The sequence below is a fragment of the Chryseobacterium sp. RLHN22 genome (assembly GCF_051011795.1).
Classification (GTDB): domain Bacteria; phylum Bacteroidota; class Bacteroidia; order Flavobacteriales; family Weeksellaceae; genus Chryseobacterium; species Chryseobacterium zhengzhouense.
In genome coordinates, this window is record NZ_JBPCHW010000012.1 from 64,121 (window position 1) to 82,195 (window position 18,075).

Annotated in this window: 20 protein-coding genes and 2 tRNA genes; 14 read left to right on the forward strand and 8 right to left on the reverse strand. The window is 34.4% G+C overall.

The genetic code is table 11. From position 1 onward, the window contains the following. Positions 1-2 precede the first annotated feature (2 nt). The 14 genes from ACR1PN_RS13005 to arsB all read left to right on the forward strand — a co-directional run bounded on the left by ACR1PN_RS13005 (position 3) and on the right by arsB (position 12,447). Positions 3-770, forward strand: a complete 768-nt coding sequence (locus tag ACR1PN_RS13005; protein ID WP_433980386.1) for a DUF2185 domain-containing protein — start codon at positions 3-5, stop codon at positions 768-770. A 440-nt stretch (positions 771-1,210) separates the two neighbouring features. Further along, on the forward strand, positions 1,211-1,615 hold the full coding sequence (locus ACR1PN_RS13010) for an SMI1/KNR4 family protein (protein ID WP_433980387.1): 405 nt from the start codon (positions 1,211-1,213) through the stop codon (positions 1,613-1,615). A gap of 686 nt (positions 1,616-2,301) precedes the next feature. Further along, positions 2,302-2,682, forward strand: coding sequence for a DUF2262 domain-containing protein (locus tag ACR1PN_RS13015; RefSeq protein WP_433980440.1), 381 nt, complete (start codon positions 2,302-2,304; stop codon positions 2,680-2,682). A gap of 709 nt (positions 2,683-3,391) precedes the next feature. Further along, positions 3,392-4,018 (forward strand): hypothetical protein, encoded by a 627-nt coding sequence (locus tag ACR1PN_RS13020; protein ID WP_433980388.1) that lies wholly within the window; start codon positions 3,392-3,394, stop codon positions 4,016-4,018. Between the two features lie 168 nt (positions 4,019-4,186). After that, complete coding sequence (locus ACR1PN_RS13025) at positions 4,187-4,822, forward strand: hypothetical protein (protein WP_433980389.1); 636 nt, start codon at positions 4,187-4,189, stop codon at positions 4,820-4,822. Positions 4,823-5,039: 217 nt separating this feature from the next. Continuing rightward, the gene (locus tag ACR1PN_RS13030; RefSeq protein ID WP_433980390.1) at positions 5,040-5,795 is read left to right on the forward strand and encodes a hypothetical protein; all 756 of its coding nucleotides are present in this window, start codon (positions 5,040-5,042) and stop codon (positions 5,793-5,795) included. A 124-nt stretch (positions 5,796-5,919) separates the two neighbouring features. Then, on the forward strand, positions 5,920-6,744 hold the full coding sequence (locus ACR1PN_RS13035) for a DUF4274 domain-containing protein (protein WP_433980391.1): 825 nt from the start codon (positions 5,920-5,922) through the stop codon (positions 6,742-6,744). Positions 6,745-6,929: 185 nt separating this feature from the next. Beyond that, positions 6,930-7,361 (forward strand): DoxX family protein, encoded by a 432-nt coding sequence (locus tag ACR1PN_RS13040; protein WP_433980392.1) that lies wholly within the window; start codon positions 6,930-6,932, stop codon positions 7,359-7,361. Further along, positions 7,351-8,481, forward strand: a complete 1,131-nt coding sequence (gene chrA / locus ACR1PN_RS13045) for a chromate efflux transporter (RefSeq protein ID WP_433980393.1) — start codon at positions 7,351-7,353, stop codon at positions 8,479-8,481. Before ACR1PN_RS13040 ends, chrA begins: the two co-directional genes overlap by 11 nt. A 923-nt stretch (positions 8,482-9,404) precedes the next feature. Then, complete coding sequence (locus ACR1PN_RS13050) at positions 9,405-9,734, forward strand: ArsR/SmtB family transcription factor (protein WP_433980394.1); 330 nt, start codon at positions 9,405-9,407, stop codon at positions 9,732-9,734. Between the two features lie 71 nt (positions 9,735-9,805). Next, entirely contained in the window at positions 9,806-10,270 is a 465-nt protein-coding gene (locus tag ACR1PN_RS13055; protein WP_433980395.1) for a DUF6428 family protein, read from the forward strand. A gap of 14 nt (positions 10,271-10,284) precedes the next feature. Next, on the forward strand, positions 10,285-10,776 hold the full coding sequence (locus tag ACR1PN_RS13060; protein WP_433980396.1) for an N-acetyltransferase family protein: 492 nt from the start codon (positions 10,285-10,287) through the stop codon (positions 10,774-10,776). Positions 10,777-10,801: 25 nt separating this feature from the next. Beyond that, positions 10,802-11,413, forward strand: coding sequence for a protein-tyrosine-phosphatase (locus ACR1PN_RS13065; RefSeq protein ID WP_433980397.1), 612 nt, complete (start codon positions 10,802-10,804; stop codon positions 11,411-11,413). A gap of 5 nt (positions 11,414-11,418) precedes the next feature. Further along, on the forward strand, positions 11,419-12,447 hold the full coding sequence (gene arsB, locus ACR1PN_RS13070; protein WP_433980398.1) for an ACR3 family arsenite efflux transporter: 1,029 nt from the start codon (positions 11,419-11,421) through the stop codon (positions 12,445-12,447). A gap of 358 nt (positions 12,448-12,805) precedes the next feature. Here the strand turns inward: arsB and ACR1PN_RS13075 are convergent. The 8 genes from ACR1PN_RS13075 to ACR1PN_RS13110 form a co-directional block, all read right to left on the reverse strand. Continuing rightward, positions 12,806-12,879, reverse strand: a tRNA-Asp gene (locus tag ACR1PN_RS13075). 32 nt (positions 12,880-12,911) lie between these two features. Next, positions 12,912-12,985 (reverse strand) — tRNA-Asp (locus ACR1PN_RS13080). A 183-nt stretch (positions 12,986-13,168) separates the two neighbouring features. Next, on the reverse strand, positions 13,169-14,185 hold the full coding sequence (locus tag ACR1PN_RS13085; RefSeq protein ID WP_433980399.1) for a bestrophin family protein: 1,017 nt from the start codon (positions 14,183-14,185) through the stop codon (positions 13,169-13,171). Positions 14,186-14,197: 12 nt separating this feature from the next. Beyond that, on the reverse strand, positions 14,198-15,808 hold the full coding sequence (locus ACR1PN_RS13090) for a Na+/H+ antiporter (RefSeq protein WP_433980400.1): 1,611 nt from the start codon (positions 15,806-15,808) through the stop codon (positions 14,198-14,200). Between the two features lie 58 nt (positions 15,809-15,866). Further along, positions 15,867-16,325: a hypothetical protein gene (locus ACR1PN_RS13095; RefSeq protein ID WP_433980401.1), complete on the reverse strand. Its 459-nt coding sequence runs from the start codon at positions 16,323-16,325 to the stop codon at positions 15,867-15,869. A gap of 24 nt (positions 16,326-16,349) precedes the next feature. After that, positions 16,350-16,700 (reverse strand): DoxX family protein, encoded by a 351-nt coding sequence (locus ACR1PN_RS13100; RefSeq protein WP_120212400.1) that lies wholly within the window; start codon positions 16,698-16,700, stop codon positions 16,350-16,352. A 14-nt stretch (positions 16,701-16,714) separates the two neighbouring features. Next, positions 16,715-17,230, reverse strand: coding sequence for a class I SAM-dependent methyltransferase (locus tag ACR1PN_RS13105; RefSeq protein WP_433980402.1), 516 nt, complete (start codon positions 17,228-17,230; stop codon positions 16,715-16,717). A 65-nt stretch (positions 17,231-17,295) separates the two neighbouring features. Next, the gene (locus tag ACR1PN_RS13110) at positions 17,296-18,051 is read right to left on the reverse strand and encodes an SDR family oxidoreductase (protein WP_120212402.1); all 756 of its coding nucleotides are present in this window, start codon (positions 18,049-18,051) and stop codon (positions 17,296-17,298) included. Positions 18,052-18,075 lie beyond the last annotated feature (24 nt).

Genomic DNA, 18,075 nt, shown 5'->3' on the forward strand with positions numbered 1-18,075 from the left:
AAATGATAAATTTTTTCAAAAAGAAACCCCAAAAAGATGAAAATAATTTTGACAATTTTCCACCAATTGGAGGACTTATGGTGTCAAAGATGGTAGTTGACAAAAATATTAAACCCAGATTTATGTACCGTGAAAAAAGAACTCGACCAGAAGATAGTGGCTGGAGAATTTTCACAGGGTTTGAATCAGAAGAATATAACGATAATCCCGATAATATTGGAATTTATAATTCTTCAACAATTTTGAAAATTGACCCTTCAATTGAAGATTTACTATTAAAAGGAATTGGCTCCGTTTACGAAAAAACGGAAAATGACGATTGGTATAAAGTAACAGATTTTGACTTGGAAGATGACTTTATGACAACTCATAGAATAACTGAAGATTGGACAATTGAAATCAATAATCTTTTTGAGCGTTCCGTTGAACAAGATGGAACTTTATATTATACAACCGGCGACAAATCTCTAAGACTTATTGTTTGGAATTCGGAGAAGAATAAGCAAGAATTATATGCTGATTATAATCGAGATATTGAAGAGAGAGACCAAACAAAATCAAAAACATTAGACAGATTTGAATTTTCTGACAATGATATTTCAAGGATTGGATATTTAATTGAAGAGAATGACAATAAGAAAATATATTCCGTAATCTACGGATTTTCAATAATTGACAGACAAGTTTTACAGATTGCCATATATTTTGACGAAAAAACTGACTTTGATTGGGCAAAAAACACTTGGAAAAACATAAAACTAAAAAAATAATAAGCGCACAACTACGGCTTACCAAAAATGAGAACTGAAGTTCTTTGATTGAGCATTTGTACAAAGTTCAACAGTAGTAATTGGCTAATTATAATCTTCGATTTCTATTGAACTTTGTGCTGAAAATTCCGTCTCCGGCAATCCATCAACATTAGCGGTAATTATATACGATGAACCAGAACCAAAGGAATTAATAAATGGAATTACCGAAAAGACAAAGTAATTATTGCAAGCGATCTTAGTGGTAACCGAGATAGTATTAGTGTTGAAATTTACCGTAACGACAAACTAACTACGGAAATATTCGCAACGAAACAAAACGAACTAAAACTGTAACTTTTTTCAACAAGATATTTCCTTAGACCTGCTTGAAGAAAGTATTCAGACTTTTAAAAGAAAAATTCCCGTAACTTTATTGAATAACCCTTAAAAATAGAAAAATGCCATTCCCAATAGATGAAAAATATATTACTGAAACTGAAAACGAACTTGGGGTTCATTTTCCAGATAATTTCAAGTCTAAAATGATGAAAGAAAACGGCGGAGAATTGGTGACAGAGGACGACGATTGGAATCTATATCCATTTTTTGACAAATCAGATAAGAAAAGAATTAGCAGGACTTGTAACCATATCGGTTTAGAAACTAAACAAGCAAAAAAATGGGGTAATTTTCCTTCAAACGGAATTGCAATTGCTTCAAATGGAAGTGGTGACCATTTAATATTATTGCCGACAATAGAAAATAACGAAAAACTAAGTGATGAAATTTTTACTTGGTATCACGAAACTGGAAAGACTGAAAAAGTTGCAGACAAAATCGATGAACTAATTGATAACTTATAATAACCCGCCAACAAGGTTTGCCAAAAGCGAGGCTGAAGTTCTTCGATTGAATTTTTGTGCAAGGTTCAACAGTAGTATTTCTATTGAATTTTTGTGCTGAAAATCCTCGCCCGAACGCAAAGCCCAGAAACGTTAGCGGTCATTGTATCGAACGACCAGAGAATTCAAAAATCAGATAATAACACAAAATGAAAGAAACTTGGAATTATAAACCTATGAACTTGCTCAAAAATGCAAGACTTGGAAACAAAATCGAACTTAATAATTTTCTTAAACTCTTTTCAAATCTGACATTTGTAAATGATGATTTTTCTGTTTTACTAATATTCAGACAATTTAAAGTTTAACATTGGAATGAGGAAAGACGAGTTTTAAATTGTCATCCCGAAGACGAAAACTATCAATACGGAATTACAATTGCGAGATGTAGTGAAGAAATATCTTCCGAAAGCAATGTTTATCTACCAAACAATTTAGAATACAAAGATTTCAAAATTAACGGAAAAGAGATTCAAATAATAACGGATAGAAAAAACGTTAAAACCAATATTACCGAACTGTTTAGAAAGCTAAAATTTTTTAAACTATCTATTGCAGAAGAAGAAATCGAAAAAGCTTTCAATAATTTAAACAATGAGCAATACGAAAAATCGAAGAAATTAGAAGTAAAAAGTAAAACAATAGAAATTCCTTCACTTGGAAAATTAATATACAGTGACAAACTGGAATGGTATGAAGGAAAATTTAAAGTAGAAAATAAAGTCATTGAAGTAATTGTTTACAATGCCGAGCCAAATGAATTAGAGAAATTAATTTCTTTTGTTGACAAGCAAATAAATGCAAAGTTTTACGAAGAAATGCTTCCAAAAATGGAAAGCAAAATGATAAACCTGAAAAATGATGTTTGGCTTGGCGAAGACAAAGAAACAGGCGAAGACGAACCAACAATAACTATAGAAAATTTCAGAAAACGAATTTCTATTAGTAGCATAGTGTTTTATGACGATTGTTCGTCCTCAATTTACTGCAATGATGACGACATTTTTTTTGGGGGGGCATTCAATTAATATAAGTGTAGATAAAAACGGAAAATATAAAGATGCAAATTTGGTTGGATAAAACAACGAACCACTAACAAAGGTTTTGTACCAAGGCGGCTGAAGTTCAAAATTCAAGTTTTGTACTTCTTTTGAGATTTGTATTTTAGTGCAATGTTCCGGCTTTTAAAGCCCACCCGTACGCAAAGCTCCGAACCGTTGTCTGCAATATTTTTATACAACTCTACTCTATCAAATCTTTCGAAATTGTATTTAATTGAATTTCCAAAAAAGAATATTCTAAAATTTGAAAATCGAAAATCGAGAGGTCTAAATTGAAAATTCTTAAGAACTGACAATTTGAATTTAATGAAAAAAAAGAAGATGGCAAAAAATGAAAATTAGCACGGAATTTACGGTTAAAAACGTAGCTGAAAAATAAATTTGAAAAAATAAACTGACGAAAAACGAAATTTAATTGAATAATAAATCGCTGAATTTCTGCTTCAACAAATCGAAATGAACGCACGAAATTTCCGATTCGGCTGGATAAAAAATACTGCAGACAACATCGGCTTGGCAATAGCGAGGCTGAATCCAACAAATTGAAGCTTTGTTTTTCTATTTTATTTTGTATTTTAGTTGAAACATTTCCGCTTCGGTAGCTCCGCTATCGCCAAACCGTGGGACGTTAGCGGCAATGCTTGACCGACTGCAATCTGAAAAACAAAAACACGAAATGAAAATAGAAATTTTAGAAAAAATAAAACAGCTTGGAGGAAATATTGAAACCGTTAAAGGAACCTCATTAGCAGAAGATATACTTTCTATAACTTTTGACACTGTACTTTATCAAAAACAAGAAGACACACCTTGGCAAACAGCCGAAGATGCCGAACCAATATATGTAATTGGAGAATTTATCAATGAAAACGAAGAATTTTTCAAAACCGACAAGCAGGCTCTTTATGACAAGATAATTGATAAATATTTTCGCTTAACAAAAGAAGGTTATGGACAAGTATTTTGGCAGCCAAAACTTTTTACACCTTTCAAAGAAGGAACAGGTGATTATGAAGAGTGGAATTCTGACTTTACTGGCGAAGACACAGATTTGACCAAAATAATAAAGTTTACAAACGACGAAACGCCCGACTTTATTGAAATATTCTATAGTTATGGATTTCCTGACAATTATTATATCTGCTTGTCTGACCCAAATTTAGAGAATCCAACTTTATTTGGAACTGACCACGAAGTCTATTTTAGAGAGGTAACGAACGAAGGAAGTCTTGAAGATTTCTTAAACACATTTATGACAAAAGAAGAACTTTTAGAAATTGTAAAAAAACGAATAGAAAAATAGCACTACCGTCAACAAAGGTTTTGCTTAAAGTGGACTGAATTGCAAAATTCAACAGCAGTTTTTCAATTAAACATTAGTAATAATACAAACTTTTGTGCTTCGATTGCTCAATATCGCAAAGCCCCGAAACGTTAGCTGATATTCTAAATGAGAAATACTAGAAAATAAATGAATAAAATATTTCAATTTAATCGATGCCTTACAAACGGAATGGATTATTTCATAGGTGCAGACCCATACGCTTTGTTGGATTTTAAAAAAAGAAATAACCTTGATGACGATTTGCTAACGGAATTTACAACAAACGATAGCGGGGATAATGTTGTGACTGAAGGAATAATGATACCTCTTGAAAAATGTGCAATTGTACCGCATACTATTTACGTGAATTTTAGCGAGAAAAATCGCGTATTGACAAATGAGGAAAATGATTTTCAATTTAAAGAAGGGAGTTATCCTTTAAAGATTGTAAGTGGAATTTTTTGTGTTTTCGCAATTGACTATTTAGAAAACTTTACAGAAGAAGCGGTAGAAAACATTATAATACTTTATCGAGACAAAAATTACGCAATAATTGATTTGGATAATGGTTGGTATTCTGTAGAAATTCTTGCTGGACTTACTCAACAAAATTTTGAAAAATCTTCCTATCACTGGGGAGAAATTATGGATGATATGGAACCAACTTTTGAATTTTGCCTACATAAACAAGTTGAAAAACCAAAACTAACAGCAAAACTTAACCGAGAATATAAAATCGAAATTAATAAGGACATTTATAAAAACAGAAGAATTTTTAAATAGCTAACAAGGGCTTGCCAAAAGCGGGGCTGAAGTTTTTCGATTGCACTTTTGTGCAAGGTTCAACGGTAGTAATTGGCTACGCCGAATCTTCGATTTCTATTGAACTTTTGTGCTAAAAATCCCCGCCTTCGGCAAGCCCCGAAACATTAGCTGCAATTTTACAAAAACCGAATATCAAATATTAACTGACAAATACATAAAGTTCAAAATTAAACCTATGATGAAATTAAAAAACACAATAATTAAATTCTTAACTATCCTTTTAATATTTGAATTACTTATAGACATATTAAAACTTGTCATTCCCGCTCAAATTCAATACCTTGAATTTTCATATGTTTTTACAATAGTTCGGGCCATATTTTTTATCTTATTACTTAAAGAATTGTATAAACAGAAAATAAAATTTGGATTTATTCTTTTGACAGTTTTGCTATTTCCAATATTCATACAAATAATACAAATAATTTTAGGAAACATTTTTATTCATTTTTGCCCACAACAAATTAGTGATAGTGACTTCCAAGGTTTGGCAGGGTTACTAAACGAAACACAAACCAACAATTGCCCCTATCCAACCCGATTTGACTTTTTCCCTTACATTGAGTTTCCTATTTTTTGCATTAAACAAATATTTTCTGACAAAGAATTTTCATATTTTATGGGACTCTTCTTTTCACCATATATTTTTTATTTCTTTCTGTTTTTCAAATTCTGTTTATTTATGGTATTCAAAGAAAATAGCAGAAATCCGTATTTAAGCTTCATCCCTATTGTGAATAATATGATGATACTGAAAATCTGCAAACTGCCTGTTTCTTGGATTTTCTTTTTATTCATTCCTTTTGTACGACTTTTTTGGTTTTTCAAAATCAATAAACGATTAAGTGAATTACAAAACATAAACCCATCAATCGCAATATGGATGACATTAATACCGCCAATATTTTATGGTAAATTGGTATTCAAATAAAAACTAAAGATAACAAAGGCTTGACTTTAAGGGAGACTGAAGTGCTAAATTCAACGGCAGTTCTTCGATTGCCCCACCATCGCAAAGCCCCGAAAAGTAGCGGCCATTATCCCGAAACCAAACAATGAAAGAAATAACGCAAGAAAGAAAACAATTTATTGACGACAATTTCTATGAAGGAATTGACGAAAACAAACTGAACAAATCCAAATTTGAACTTTTAACTTCGCCATATGAACTTCAATACTTAGCAGAAAAACACAATTGGGACAATGGAATAAAAATTCTGCAATGGATTTCCGAAAGCAATATTTGTAGTGAGGCGACCGCATTGCAACTTTTTTGGCTATCACAACCAAAAGATTATCAATCTTATAAACTAACAGAAACCATTAAAGGAGAATATGTTGGAGACAAAAATGACATATTTCAATTAATAAAAACAATTCTAAACAATTTTGAAAACGGTTTTTATAAAAAAACTGATATTCATTTTGATCCGACAATTCATATGGAAGCAGAACCGCAAGTTCCTGACATAATGAAAGAAGCAACAAACGGAGAAGAAACATACATTTATTTAGAAAAAAGTGATGTTGATAGTTGGTTTGGCGAAATTTTAGAAAATAAAATCAAACGTTGCGATACAACAATGGAACTGTACAACATTGCTTCATTTGTAAAAAATAATTTTAACGACAAAGCTGAATTAATTTTAAAACATCCGTTGTGCGACAAAGGAATTGCACTAATGTTATTTTGGAGACTGAAAACACACACGCCATTATGGTATTCGGCAGACACAATTCTAAATCAAATCATAAAGAAAATACAAAATTGTGAATATCCTGAGATTGTAGCTTATAATCCAAAATTGGACTCCGAAATAAAAATGAAAGAACCAAAACCAAAATGGACAATACCAGAATTTATGATACGACCAATATAATAGCTGCAAACAAGGGGGTTGCATCAGGCGGGCTGAAGTGCAAAGTTCAACGGCAGTTCTTCGATTGAACTGTTGCACAAAATTGAATTTTTTTTCTTCGATTGCCCCCATCATCGCAAAGCCCTGAAACGTTGTGTGTCACCCTATAACCATCCTTGTGCAGACAATGAACTTACAAACAAAAAATGAAAAACCGAATAATAAATACTGACAATTCAAAAACGACAATCTTAATAAGATTGATGGTTGGTGCAGTTTTTCTTTCAGAAGGATTTCAGAAATTTTTATTTGCCGACACACTTGGAGCAGGACGATTTGAAAAAATTGACTTGCCTTCGCCTGAGTTTTTAGGAAGTTTCGTTGGCTGTTTTGAAATTGTTTGTGGACTACTTATTCTTTTCGGACTTTTTACAAGATTGGCAAGCATTCCATTGATTATCATAATGCTGGTCGCCATTGCAACAACCAAAGCAGAACTTTTAGCCGAAAAAGGGGTTTGGGAAATGATGCACGGAAGCAGAACCGATTTGGCAATGCTTTTGGGAAGTTTGTTTTTGTTAATTAAAGGTGGTGGCTTTTGGTCGGCTGACAAAATTTTGACGAAAGATGGAGAATAAAGCGAGCTTAAAAGAAATAGCCAAACTTTTCCTGAAACTTGGGATTATTGGTTTTGGTGGGCCTGCTGCACATATTGCTATGATGCGAGACGAAGTGGTTACCAAAAGGAACTGGCTCACGGAACAGCATTTTTTGGACTTGATTGGTGCAACCAATTTAATTCCTGGACCCAACAGCACCGAAATAGCCATTCATATCGGACACGAAAAAGGCGGTTGGAAGGGTTTGATTATAGCAGGTCTTTGTTTCATTTTACCAGCCGTTTTTATTACAGGAATATTTGCTTATCTCTACAAACAATACGGACAGCTTCCAGAAGTACAACCATTTATCTACGGCATAAAGCCAGCCATAATCGCCATTATTTTGGGAGCAATTTTTCCATTAGCAAAAAAATCATTAAAATCGACTGAACTCACTGTTATTGGATTATTGGTTTTGCTTGGTTCATTATTCAACATCAACGAAATTTATTTGATGTTTGGAGCAGGTTTCATTGCACTATTTTTAGCACATTTAAGAAACAGAAAAAATAGTAATCTCAACAGTTTTCTGCCTTTAACATTACTGCAAATTACGAACACGACTATACTTTCTGCGACTAATACCAACTTGTTTTGGATTTTCCTAAAAATCGGTTCAATACTTTACGGAAGCGGTTATGTTTTGTTTGCTTTTCTCGACACGGAATTAGTTTCGACAGGACTTTTAACAAAACAACAATTAATTGATGCCATTGCGGTTGGGCAATTCACACCCGGACCCGTTTTTTCTTCGGTTACATTTATTGGTTATCAAATTAACGGTTTGACCGGTGCTATCGTTTCTACAATTGCCATATTTTTACCCTCATTTGTGTTTGTCGCTTTGCTCAACCCGATTGTAAAGAAAATGCGGAAATCAAAATCGTTTTCAGCATTTTTGGACGCTGTAAACGTTGCGTCAGTCGCTATAATTGTAGCAGTTTGTTTTGATATGAGTAAAGATACTCTTACCGATTGGCGAACAATTTTGATTACAGTTTTAAGTATTGCAATCGCATTTGGATACAAGAAATTAAATAGTGCTTTTGTAGTTTTGGGTGGTTCATTAATCGGTTATTTATTGACACTAATATGACAACAATAGACACACAGAAAATAAGGGCTAACGCACAACAGCAGTTTAGCAAAATGGCGAATTTAGCGCTAAATTCAAGTTTTATACTTCTTTTGAAATTTGTATTTTAGTACAATGTTCCGGCTTTTAAATCCCTTCCGAACACAAAGCATCGAAACGTTATGGCAATTTTAAAACAATAATCATATGACAAGAGAAGAATTGAAAAAACTTGGTGAGTAGATTGTGAACTGTGAAGGAAGTGAGCAGGAAATTGACAAACTGATTGAATTATTTAATAAAAATGTTCCTCATCCGAGTGGGGCGAATTTGTTTTATTATCCAGAACAATACAATGCAGGAACGTTTGACATGTCTACTTATAACCTAACAATAGAAGAAGTTGTTGACATATACTTGTCTTACAAACCAACTTTACTTTAAACCTTTTCGAAAAATGAATTTTAATAATTATTGAACACAAGGCAATAAATAAACTAATTTTAAACGACTTAACCATTGATTATAAATAACAAAGATAATTTTGAGATTTTTGTTAATATCGAAAGTTCAGGACAAAGTAAAACAGAAAAAAATTCTGTCGAATCGAAATGGGGAATTAAGTTGTTAGATCTGGGGTTACATAAAATTAATGTTATAGAACTGCACATTTGAAGCATTACCATAACTTAAGATTCTATCATCACATGTGATATGGTGGGTAATGATATAAATATAAGAAATGTGAAAAGGGCGTAAAAAACAAGATTGGTAGCTCCTACAAAATTAAATTCGACAGATAAGGATTATAAAAGTGAAACAGTGACAGGTAGTGCTATATTAAGCCATTTTTCTCTATGAGAAACCAGGAATTCTTTTTTTGCAATATTAAAATTTTCAAATTCAAAACAATATCGTAATATTGCAATATTAAAATATTAATTATGGGACTTACTAAAACAGAAATATTCACGGACGAGCAAAATAACCTGGCTTCTCTTTTCAAAGTTTTGGCACATCCTGGCAGAATTGCAATCCTGCAACACATCATTAATCAGAAAGCTTGTATCTGTAATGATTTGGTAGACGAGTTAGGATTAGCGCAAGCAACCATCTCGCAACATTTGAAAGAATTGAAAAGTATCGGGATTATTCAAGGGACTATTGAAGGAAAATCTGTTTGCTATTGTATTGAAGATAAAAAATGGAAAGAGGTCCAGGGATTGCTTAATCAGTTTTTTGAGCAGGATGTAAAAGTTGGGCAATGTTGCTAACAACTTTTTGCGTGAACCTTATCATCGTCATATTGCAATATAAAATTAAAACAATCTAAATATTAATTATTATGAAGCTATCAAAAATCAAAGAAATCTTACCAACATTGAACAATGTAGAATTTCAGTTAGAGAATGGAAAATTTGTTCCTGAGCATTTTCACGTTACAGAAATAGGAGTTATTACAAAAAATTTCATAGACTGTGGTGGTAATACAAGAAGAGAAAAGGTTGTCAATTTTCAATTGTGGAATGCGAACGACTTTGAACATAGATTGAGGCCTACCAAACTTCTTGATATCATATCACTATGCGAAGACAAACTGGAAATCGAAGATTCAGAGATAGAAGTTGAATATCAAAACTCGACCATTGGTAAATATGACTTGGATTTTAACGGAAATAATTTTGTTCTAAAAAATAAACAAACTGCTTGTCTGGCTAATGAGGCTTGCGGAATTCCTGAAGGAAAACAAAATGTCAAACTTTCTGATTTGAATACTTCGTGCTGTACTCCTAATTCGGGTTGTTGCTAAAAAAAGAATGCATAATGGAAATCAAACCTATTACTAAAGACAATTTTTCGGAAGTTATAGAAATCTACAAACAGGGATTGGCAACCAATATAGCTACTTTTCAGAACGATTCTCCACAATGGGAAGAATGGGATAAAGCACATCTTGATTTTTGTAGAATCAGCATTTTTGATAACAATAAAATGTTGGGATGGATCGCTTTAACACCGGTTTCAAGCCGATGTGTCTATTCGGGTGTAGCTGAAGTAAGCGTTTATGTTGCAACGGATTCACGAGGTAAAGGAATCGGGAAAACTCTTTTAGCAGAATTAATCCAACAAAGCGAAGAAAACGGGATATGGACATTACAGTCCGGTATATTCGCCGAAAATGAAAGCAGTATCAAGCTGCACGAGAAATGCGGATTCCGATTAGTAGGTTACCGAGAAAAGATCGGTAAGAAAAATGGGATTTGGAAAGATAATGTCCTTATGGAACGTAGAAGCAAAAATATCGGAATAGATTAATAAGAATAAAGCTTAAATAAAGACTATGTATCCAGAATTAACCAATACTATACAGCAATTGCAACATCAAAGCATTAGTGAGGAGAGAAAAATCACATTGCAGTCATTAATTGATTTTGTACAGCAAAAAACGGATGAAGGAAAAGATATTAATCTCGTTTTAATTTGTACTCATAATTCACGCAGAAGCCACCTCTCACAAATCTGGGCGCAAGCAGGAGCTGCTTACTTCAATATTCCAAATGTACATTGTTATTCGGGAGGTACGGAAGAAACGGCATTATTTCCAAAAGTGGCTGAGACACTCGTAAATCAAGGTTTTAATATTTTCAAAATTGCGGATGAAAATAATCCTGTATATGCTATCAAGTACAATGATGATTCGTTACCTGTAATTGGATTTTCAAAAAGATATGATAGTGCGTTCAATCCTACATCCGGTTTTGCCGCAATTATGACCTGTTCACAAGCAGATGGTGGTTGTCCTTTCATAGCAGGAGCAGAGAAAAGAATCCCTATCACATTCGAAGATCCTAAAATCTCCGATAACACACCACAGCAGTCACTGGTATATGCAGAAAGAAGTTTGCAGATCGCTTCTGAAATGTTCTACGTTTTCTCTAAGATTAAAAAATAGTTTTTATGCAACCAAAACTAAAATTTCTTGACCGCTACCTTACCTTATGGATATTCCTTGCAATGGCAGCAGGTATAGGCTTAGGATATTTCTTTCCTTCAATTTCACAAATCACAAATGCAATGTCCGTAGGAACGACAAATATTCCATTGGCAATTGGTCTTATTTTGATGATGTACCCTCCTTTGGCAAAAGTTGATTATTCACTATTACCTCAAGCATTCAAAGATAAAAAAGTAATAGGTCTTTCATTATTTCTCAATTGGTTTGTTGGGACTGTGCTAATGTTCGGATTAGCCGTTTTGTTTTTACGAAATGAACCCGATTATATGACAGGATTGATACTCATAGGTTTGGCGAGATGTATTGCAATGGTGATTGTCTGGAGTGATCTGGCAAAAGCCAACAGAGAATATACCGCTATGCTGGTTGCATTGAATAGTATCTTTCAGGTGGTTTCTTACAGCTTTTTAGTTTGGCTGTTCATCAATATATTGCCAGGTAAATTAGGATTAGCTAACTTCAATGTAACCGTATCAATGAAAGATGTTACCAAAAGCGTACTGATTTATTTAGGGATTCCATTTTTGGCAGGCTTTCTAAGTCGTTACTATCTTATCAAATCAAAAGGTATAGAATGGTATAACAGAAAATTTGTTCCAAGAATTTCACCAATCACATTGTATGCTTTACTACTTACTATCGTAATAATGTTTAGTCTGAAAGGAGACAAAATATTGGAGCTGCCAATGGATGTGATAAAAGTTGCCGTTCCGTTGATCATCTATTTTGTACTGATGTTTTTTGTTAGCTTCTTTATCAATAAATCTCTAAATATCCCTTATGATAAAAATGCTTCCATCGCATTTACGGCTACAGGCAACAATTTTGAACTGGCAATTGCTGTTTCTATCGCAGTTTTCGGAATCGATTCTCCGCAGGCTTTCGTAGGGGTTATAGGACCATTAGCGGAAGTTCCTGTGCTTATCTTATTGGTAAAGGCTAGTTTGTGGTTGAAGAAAAAGTATTATTAGTATTACGTTTCCAATTTGGAGTAACTAAGTTTTTTCATTTTATTTTTTTCATGGGAGACGGTATGTTTGAATGTCTATCAGAAAACTAATTTCACTTATTATACAACCTAATTTGTGTATAAATAGTAAAATAATGAGAACATTCAAATGTACTGTTACCTTAATCCAATCAATAGCTTGACTTAATTTAAGCTAAACAGTAAAAGACAGAACTTTCTTTCTATTCAGGTTGATTAAACTTTTTTGCTTAGCCTCAAAGTTTTGGATCAAGTTCACTAAACCATTATCATTATCTATAAAACGAAAAAACCTTAAAACATATGTTTTAAGGTTTTTATACTACTTTGATTAATAGTTGCGATCCGGACGGGACTCGAACCCGCGACCTCCGCCGTGACAGGGCGGCATTCTAACCAGCTGAACTACCGGATCAATTTTTTGAAAAGTAATTGATAAACTTTTTGCGATCCGGACGGGACTCGAACCCGCGACCTCCGCCGTGACAGGGCGGCATTCTAACCAGCTGAACTACCGGATCTTTTTACAATATTCTAAAGTATTACCCTTGTTTATTGTGGTTGCAAATATATAGCTTTTTTCATTATCTGCAAATTTTAAGAGTGAATTTTATTCAAATTAAATATAAATTACAGATTATCAATTCTATTATTTTTTATAATTTATTTAATATTGATTTACAAGTCTCTAATCTGGAGCTTTGTTACATCAAAATATTGTTCACAGGCTGCAGTGCAGGTGGAAGATCTGTTTCGCCTATCATTTCCCGAAGATCAATTTCAATATTTCTGCTGATCTGCGTAATCGGAATATCATTTGGGTTTCCTTCAAAAGGATTCTCTGTGCTTTCACCAATCTGTTCCAGAACAAGGAAGACCCAGCCGACCAGAACACTAAAAGGAATGGTTAGCCAGATAATATGTTCTCCAAACTTTTCTGTTATTTTTGAGAACTCCCCTAAAAAGCCAAAAGGAAGCAGAAAGCACAGCATATTGGTAAAATATAAATTAATGCTTGTAAACTGCCTTGGATATGGAAAATTCTTGATCCTCTCACATTTCCCCTGCTGATCGTACAAATCTTTCAACTGGTTTTCCAAAGCCACATAATTGTAATCTGAAATCACACCTTCTTCGTTTAGCTTTCTAAGATGTTCAGACTGTGTTGCCAAAATCTGTGTGGCTCTGTTTTTAGTTGATAGAATATATTGTAATTCCGATTCAGAAAGAAAAGGCTTCAGTTCATCGGGAAGTTGTGTCTCCCACTCCGGAACTTTATAATACTGCAGATATTCTTTGTAATAACTTCTGGTTTTCACATTTTCCCAGCTTTTGGTTTCTCTCAGCTGAAATCTCATCGCAGTTAACCATGCAAAGTGACGGTAAATTATTTCCTTATGAAGTGCAGATTCTCTTGCTTTATCATCGCTTCGAACAAAATCTTTAACCATAATTCCCAAAGCACGGCTGCTGTTGATAATGGCGCCATAGATCTGTCTCGCTTCCCAGGTCCGGTTGTAGGTCTGCGTATTTTTAAAACCGGAAATGAAAGCGGTTGCTGTACCGAGCAATGCAACGGGAACCCACGGAATGGCAAGCCAGCTCCATTCCAGAAAATAAAAAATAAGGGTAGGAACAATACTTAAAATCAACATTTTATAGATCTTGGTACGCGTCCACGGGATAAAGTGTTTTAGTTTATAATGGGAGTTTGTATTCATATTGTCGCTAAATTAATGTCCGGCTCCGGTAATTTTTAATTCATTTAAATCCAACTGAAGTTCAGCCTTGCGAATTTCTTCGTCTGAAAACAGCTTTTCTTTTCTCATTCTGAACAATTCTTTTCTCTGAATTGAATAAATATCCAGTAAAACATGATGGTATCTTTCAATTTCCTGATGTTCGGTTTCATCACATTCCAAAGATTCGAGACGTTTATTAGCCAAAATAATATCAGATTCTAAATTGGATTTATAAAAAGTAATCAGTTCATTCTCTTCAATTTCTGAAGAATATTTTTCATTCACTAACTTCAGTGCTGTATTGTCTAAAATCAACTGAATTCCTGTCTGTTGCTCTTCTTCAGGAACAACATTATCGATCTCTTTTAACCTGATTAATTTAATAATAAAAGGCAACGTCAATCCTTGAAAAACCAAAGTGATAAATATCACGACAAAAGTGATGAAGATGATCAGATTTCGTTCAGGAAAAAGTGTTCCTTTATCATCAAGATACAACGGAATAGAAAGTGCTGTTGCTAAGGAAACCACTCCTCTCATTCCTGCCCAACTTATAACGACCGGACCTTTCCAACCCGGAGATGGATCTTGTCTGGCTTTCGCACTAAACCATCTCGGAATATGTGCCGATGGAAAAACCCACAGAAATCTTAACAAAATAACAATTAAACTAACAATTGCTCCATATTTCACACCTTGCCAAACGGAGTAATTACCTAAAGCCGCTACAATTTCAGGAAGCTCCAATCCGATTAATACAAAAACAAGAGCATTCATTACAAAAATTAAGGTTGTCCAGACTCCAAGCATATTCAATCTTGTACTTCCGGTCTGAAAAATTTCATGAGAACGCCATGAAATAAACAATCCCCCTGTAACGACTGCCATTACACCTGAAAAATGAAACTGCTCTGCCGCAAGAAATAAAATATAAGGAGTCATTACCGTTAGCGCTGCGTCAATTGCCGGAGTAGTTGGTAAAAACCTATGAATAACATACATAATATGTGCTCCAATAAGTCCCACAACAATTCCCATACCTGCAACCCAGAAAAACTGTCCTGTTGCTTCCTGCATAGAAAAAGTTCCGGTAATTACCGCAAGTAAAGCAAATTTAAATACAATCAGTGAAGATGCATCATTTACCAGACTCTCCCCTTCCAAAATGGTCATTAATCTTTTTGGAACTCCCATTCCTTTCAAAACGGTAGCTGCTGCAACTGCATCGGGTGGAGAAACGATTCCACCTAACAAAAACCCTAAAGCAAGCGTAAATCCGGGGATAAATGATGAAGTAAAATACGCCACAATCGTTGATGTGAAAAACACCAGACCAAATGCTAATAAAGCAATGGGTCTTTTCCATTTCCAGAAATCAGTCCATGAAGTGTACCATGCTGCTTCATATAACAAAGGTGGTAAGAAAATCAAAAAAATTAAATCAGGATTTAAGCTGATATGTGGAACACCCGGTAGAAAACTGATTCCCAAACCTGCAATAACAAGAAAAATAGGATAAGCAATTCTGATACGCTGAGCCAGCATAACCAGCAAGAAAACTGAAAACAACAGTCCTAAAATAAGAAGTAAAGAGTGATGCATTTAATGTGTTTATTCTTACACAATGATAATAATTTTTTGCTTTGCTAGCTTTATATTTTTAAGGTTTTGCCTGACCAATGTCCAAACGGTCGAATTTGCCATCAGAATTCTGATGAAATTTGAAGAAAACCTTGAAAGTTCCCCATTTTCCAGCCTTGAAATTTCCGGTAATATCTTTTCCGTCATTTTCTACAGAGTCTATCGTCAGAAACTTCTCTTCGCCACAGGCTTCCTTTACAAATCCCTGAAAACTTCTCGGGCTGCCATCATCCGTCATCGTAGGATTGGCTGTAAAATAAGATAAGAAAGTTTTGCTGTCGCCGTTTTGCCAAGCTGTCATTGCAGCATTAACTGTTGGGTTGGTGATTTTTGATAATTCCATAGTTTGTTGTGTTTTTTTAAGGGTTAAATGTTTAGTTTCAGATATCTTTTGTATTTTTTCTGTTTTAGTCTGTGCGCAGGCCGTTACAGAACACAGCACCAATGCTGAAAAGTTTGCAAATAATATTTTTCTCATCATTTGTGTTTTTAGAATCATTAATTAAGCACTCTTTAAAGGATGCTGAAGATATATAATCAACAGATTAAGCAGCAGAAATGGAAGCTCAACCATTACACCTTTGAAGTCTTTATCTAATAAATGAAAACAGATAATCAGCAAAATTCCCGCTGCCATCAGAAAATTTCCCCAGACAAAAGTTTTTGGAAAAAGTATTAATACTGCTGCAAGAATAGTAACAGCTCCGTTAATCATCAGTCCGGTTTTTCCAAAACCCCATTTTCCGAACATCTCCATCATTTCAGGCTTTCCGGAAAACATAGCATATCCTTGTTTGAAGCCCATAAAAACGGCAACCAGAATCAGAATTCCATTTATAATTTTAAGTATCATCGTAATTAATTTTTTTAAGTTTTAGTAATGAAAGCCGAATACATTGTTCCGCCAAAAACAGACTTTCTTTCGCCTATTTTTTCAATTTTTGAATAACCAAATTGACTGAATAACAACTTCAACTGAACAAAAGGAATTGGATAGGGCTCCCACTGGTTCGGAAGCGAATGATCATATTCTACAATAATCCATTTTCCATTTCCTTGCTCAAAATATCCTTCCAGCTTTTGAATTAATCTTGCTTTATCTTTTACAAAATGCAGGGCATTGGCTAAAAGAACCCCATCCAGAGAAGAAATATTCAAATCATCATTTTCAAAATCAGCTTGTATGAAATCAATCTTTGCCTGGTCATATCGTCCTGAAAATTTTTGTCGGATTCTGTCAACGGCAAATATTTTACTTTCCCTTGATAATTTTTCGGCTAAAGCATAAGTAAAAGTTCCGCTTCCACAACCTAAGTCTGCCCATATTTCAGGCTGGGTTGAGGTTAATTCTGGTAGCAATAATTTAGCTTCGCTGATCTCCATAAAATAAAAATTGGGAATTGAAGCTTTTCCAATTCCCAACTTTGAAAGAGCTTATGAATACTCTATTACCTCGTCGTGTATCCGCCGTTAGCGAAAATAGTCTGACCAGTGATCCACCATCCGTCAGTTACTAAAAACTCTACCAATGGAGCAATATCTTTGATGTCGGTAAGACCACCTAATGCAGAAGCAGACTTGTGATAAGCTACAGCATCGTCAGCTTCCTGGCCATAGAAAAATGGGGTATCCATTGGTCCGGGTGCAACTGCTGTTACAGAGATACCTCTCGCCCCGAATTCTTTAGAAGCCGCTCTTGTGAAATGCTCAACAGGCGCTTTCATTCCCGCATAAGTCGAGTAAAGCCCTGTGTAAGCCGCAAGAAGAGACGTTACAATCGTGCAAATTTTCCCGTGGTCAGCTACTTTTTTCCCGGCTTCCTGCAGGAAGAAATAGGCTACCTTCGAGTTGATATCAGACATTGTATCGTATTCTTTCTCTGTAGTTTCGGTAAAAGGCTTTTTCAATACCATCCCAACCGTATTGATGGCGATATCAATAGTTCCGAACTTGCTGATGGTTTCATCGAAGAATTTAGTAATGTTTTCAACTTTCGTAAGGTCAGCCTGAAACAAAAATGCTTCTGCACCAAGAGCCTGAACATCAGCCAAAGTTTTTTCGCTTTCTGCTCTTGAGCTCTCACTGTTGTAATGAATCGCTAATTTTGCACCTTTAGCAGCAAAATCTCTGCTTAATAATCCGCCAAGGTTTTTACCTCCTCCGGCAATAAGGATCACTTTCCCTTTCACATCGTGTTTTGACATAATGATTTGTATTAATTAGTTAAC

Excerpts from the sequence above, each read along its gene's own strand:
- ACR1PN_RS13025 (WP_433980389.1), top strand. The coding sequence starts at position 4,187 with ATGAATAAAATATTTCAATTTAATCGATGCCTTACAAACGGAATGGAT.
- ACR1PN_RS13085 (WP_433980399.1), bottom strand. The coding sequence starts at position 14,185 with ATGAATACAAACTCCCATTATAAACTAAAACACTTTATCCCGTGGACG.
- ACR1PN_RS13055 (WP_433980395.1), top strand. The coding sequence starts at position 9,806 with ATGAAGCTATCAAAAATCAAAGAAATCTTACCAACATTGAACAATGTA.
- ACR1PN_RS13100 (WP_120212400.1), bottom strand. The coding sequence starts at position 16,700 with ATGATACTTAAAATTATAAATGGAATTCTGATTCTGGTTGCCGTTTTT.
- ACR1PN_RS13020 (WP_433980388.1), top strand. The coding sequence starts at position 3,392 with ATGAAAATAGAAATTTTAGAAAAAATAAAACAGCTTGGAGGAAATATT.
- ACR1PN_RS13035 (WP_433980391.1), top strand. The coding sequence starts at position 5,920 with ATGAAAGAAATAACGCAAGAAAGAAAACAATTTATTGACGACAATTTC.
- arsB (WP_433980398.1), top strand. The coding sequence starts at position 11,419 with ATGCAACCAAAACTAAAATTTCTTGACCGCTACCTTACCTTATGGATA.
- ACR1PN_RS13110 (WP_120212402.1), bottom strand. The coding sequence starts at position 18,051 with ATGTCAAAACACGATGTGAAAGGGAAAGTGATCCTTATTGCCGGAGGA.
- ACR1PN_RS13040 (WP_433980392.1), top strand. The coding sequence starts at position 6,930 with ATGAAAAACCGAATAATAAATACTGACAATTCAAAAACGACAATCTTA.
- ACR1PN_RS13030 (WP_433980390.1), top strand. The coding sequence starts at position 5,040 with ATGATGAAATTAAAAAACACAATAATTAAATTCTTAACTATCCTTTTA.
- ACR1PN_RS13010 (WP_433980387.1), top strand. The coding sequence starts at position 1,211 with ATGCCATTCCCAATAGATGAAAAATATATTACTGAAACTGAAAACGAA.
- ACR1PN_RS13095 (WP_433980401.1), bottom strand. The coding sequence starts at position 16,325 with ATGAGAAAAATATTATTTGCAAACTTTTCAGCATTGGTGCTGTGTTCT.
- ACR1PN_RS13065 (WP_433980397.1), top strand. The coding sequence starts at position 10,802 with ATGTATCCAGAATTAACCAATACTATACAGCAATTGCAACATCAAAGC.
- chrA (WP_433980393.1), top strand. The coding sequence starts at position 7,351 with ATGGAGAATAAAGCGAGCTTAAAAGAAATAGCCAAACTTTTCCTGAAA.
- ACR1PN_RS13005 (WP_433980386.1), top strand. The coding sequence starts at position 3 with ATGATAAATTTTTTCAAAAAGAAACCCCAAAAAGATGAAAATAATTTT.
- ACR1PN_RS13060 (WP_433980396.1), top strand. The coding sequence starts at position 10,285 with ATGGAAATCAAACCTATTACTAAAGACAATTTTTCGGAAGTTATAGAA.
- ACR1PN_RS13090 (WP_433980400.1), bottom strand. The coding sequence starts at position 15,808 with ATGCATCACTCTTTACTTCTTATTTTAGGACTGTTGTTTTCAGTTTTC.
- ACR1PN_RS13105 (WP_433980402.1), bottom strand. The coding sequence starts at position 17,230 with ATGGAGATCAGCGAAGCTAAATTATTGCTACCAGAATTAACCTCAACC.
- ACR1PN_RS13050 (WP_433980394.1), top strand. The coding sequence starts at position 9,405 with ATGGGACTTACTAAAACAGAAATATTCACGGACGAGCAAAATAACCTG.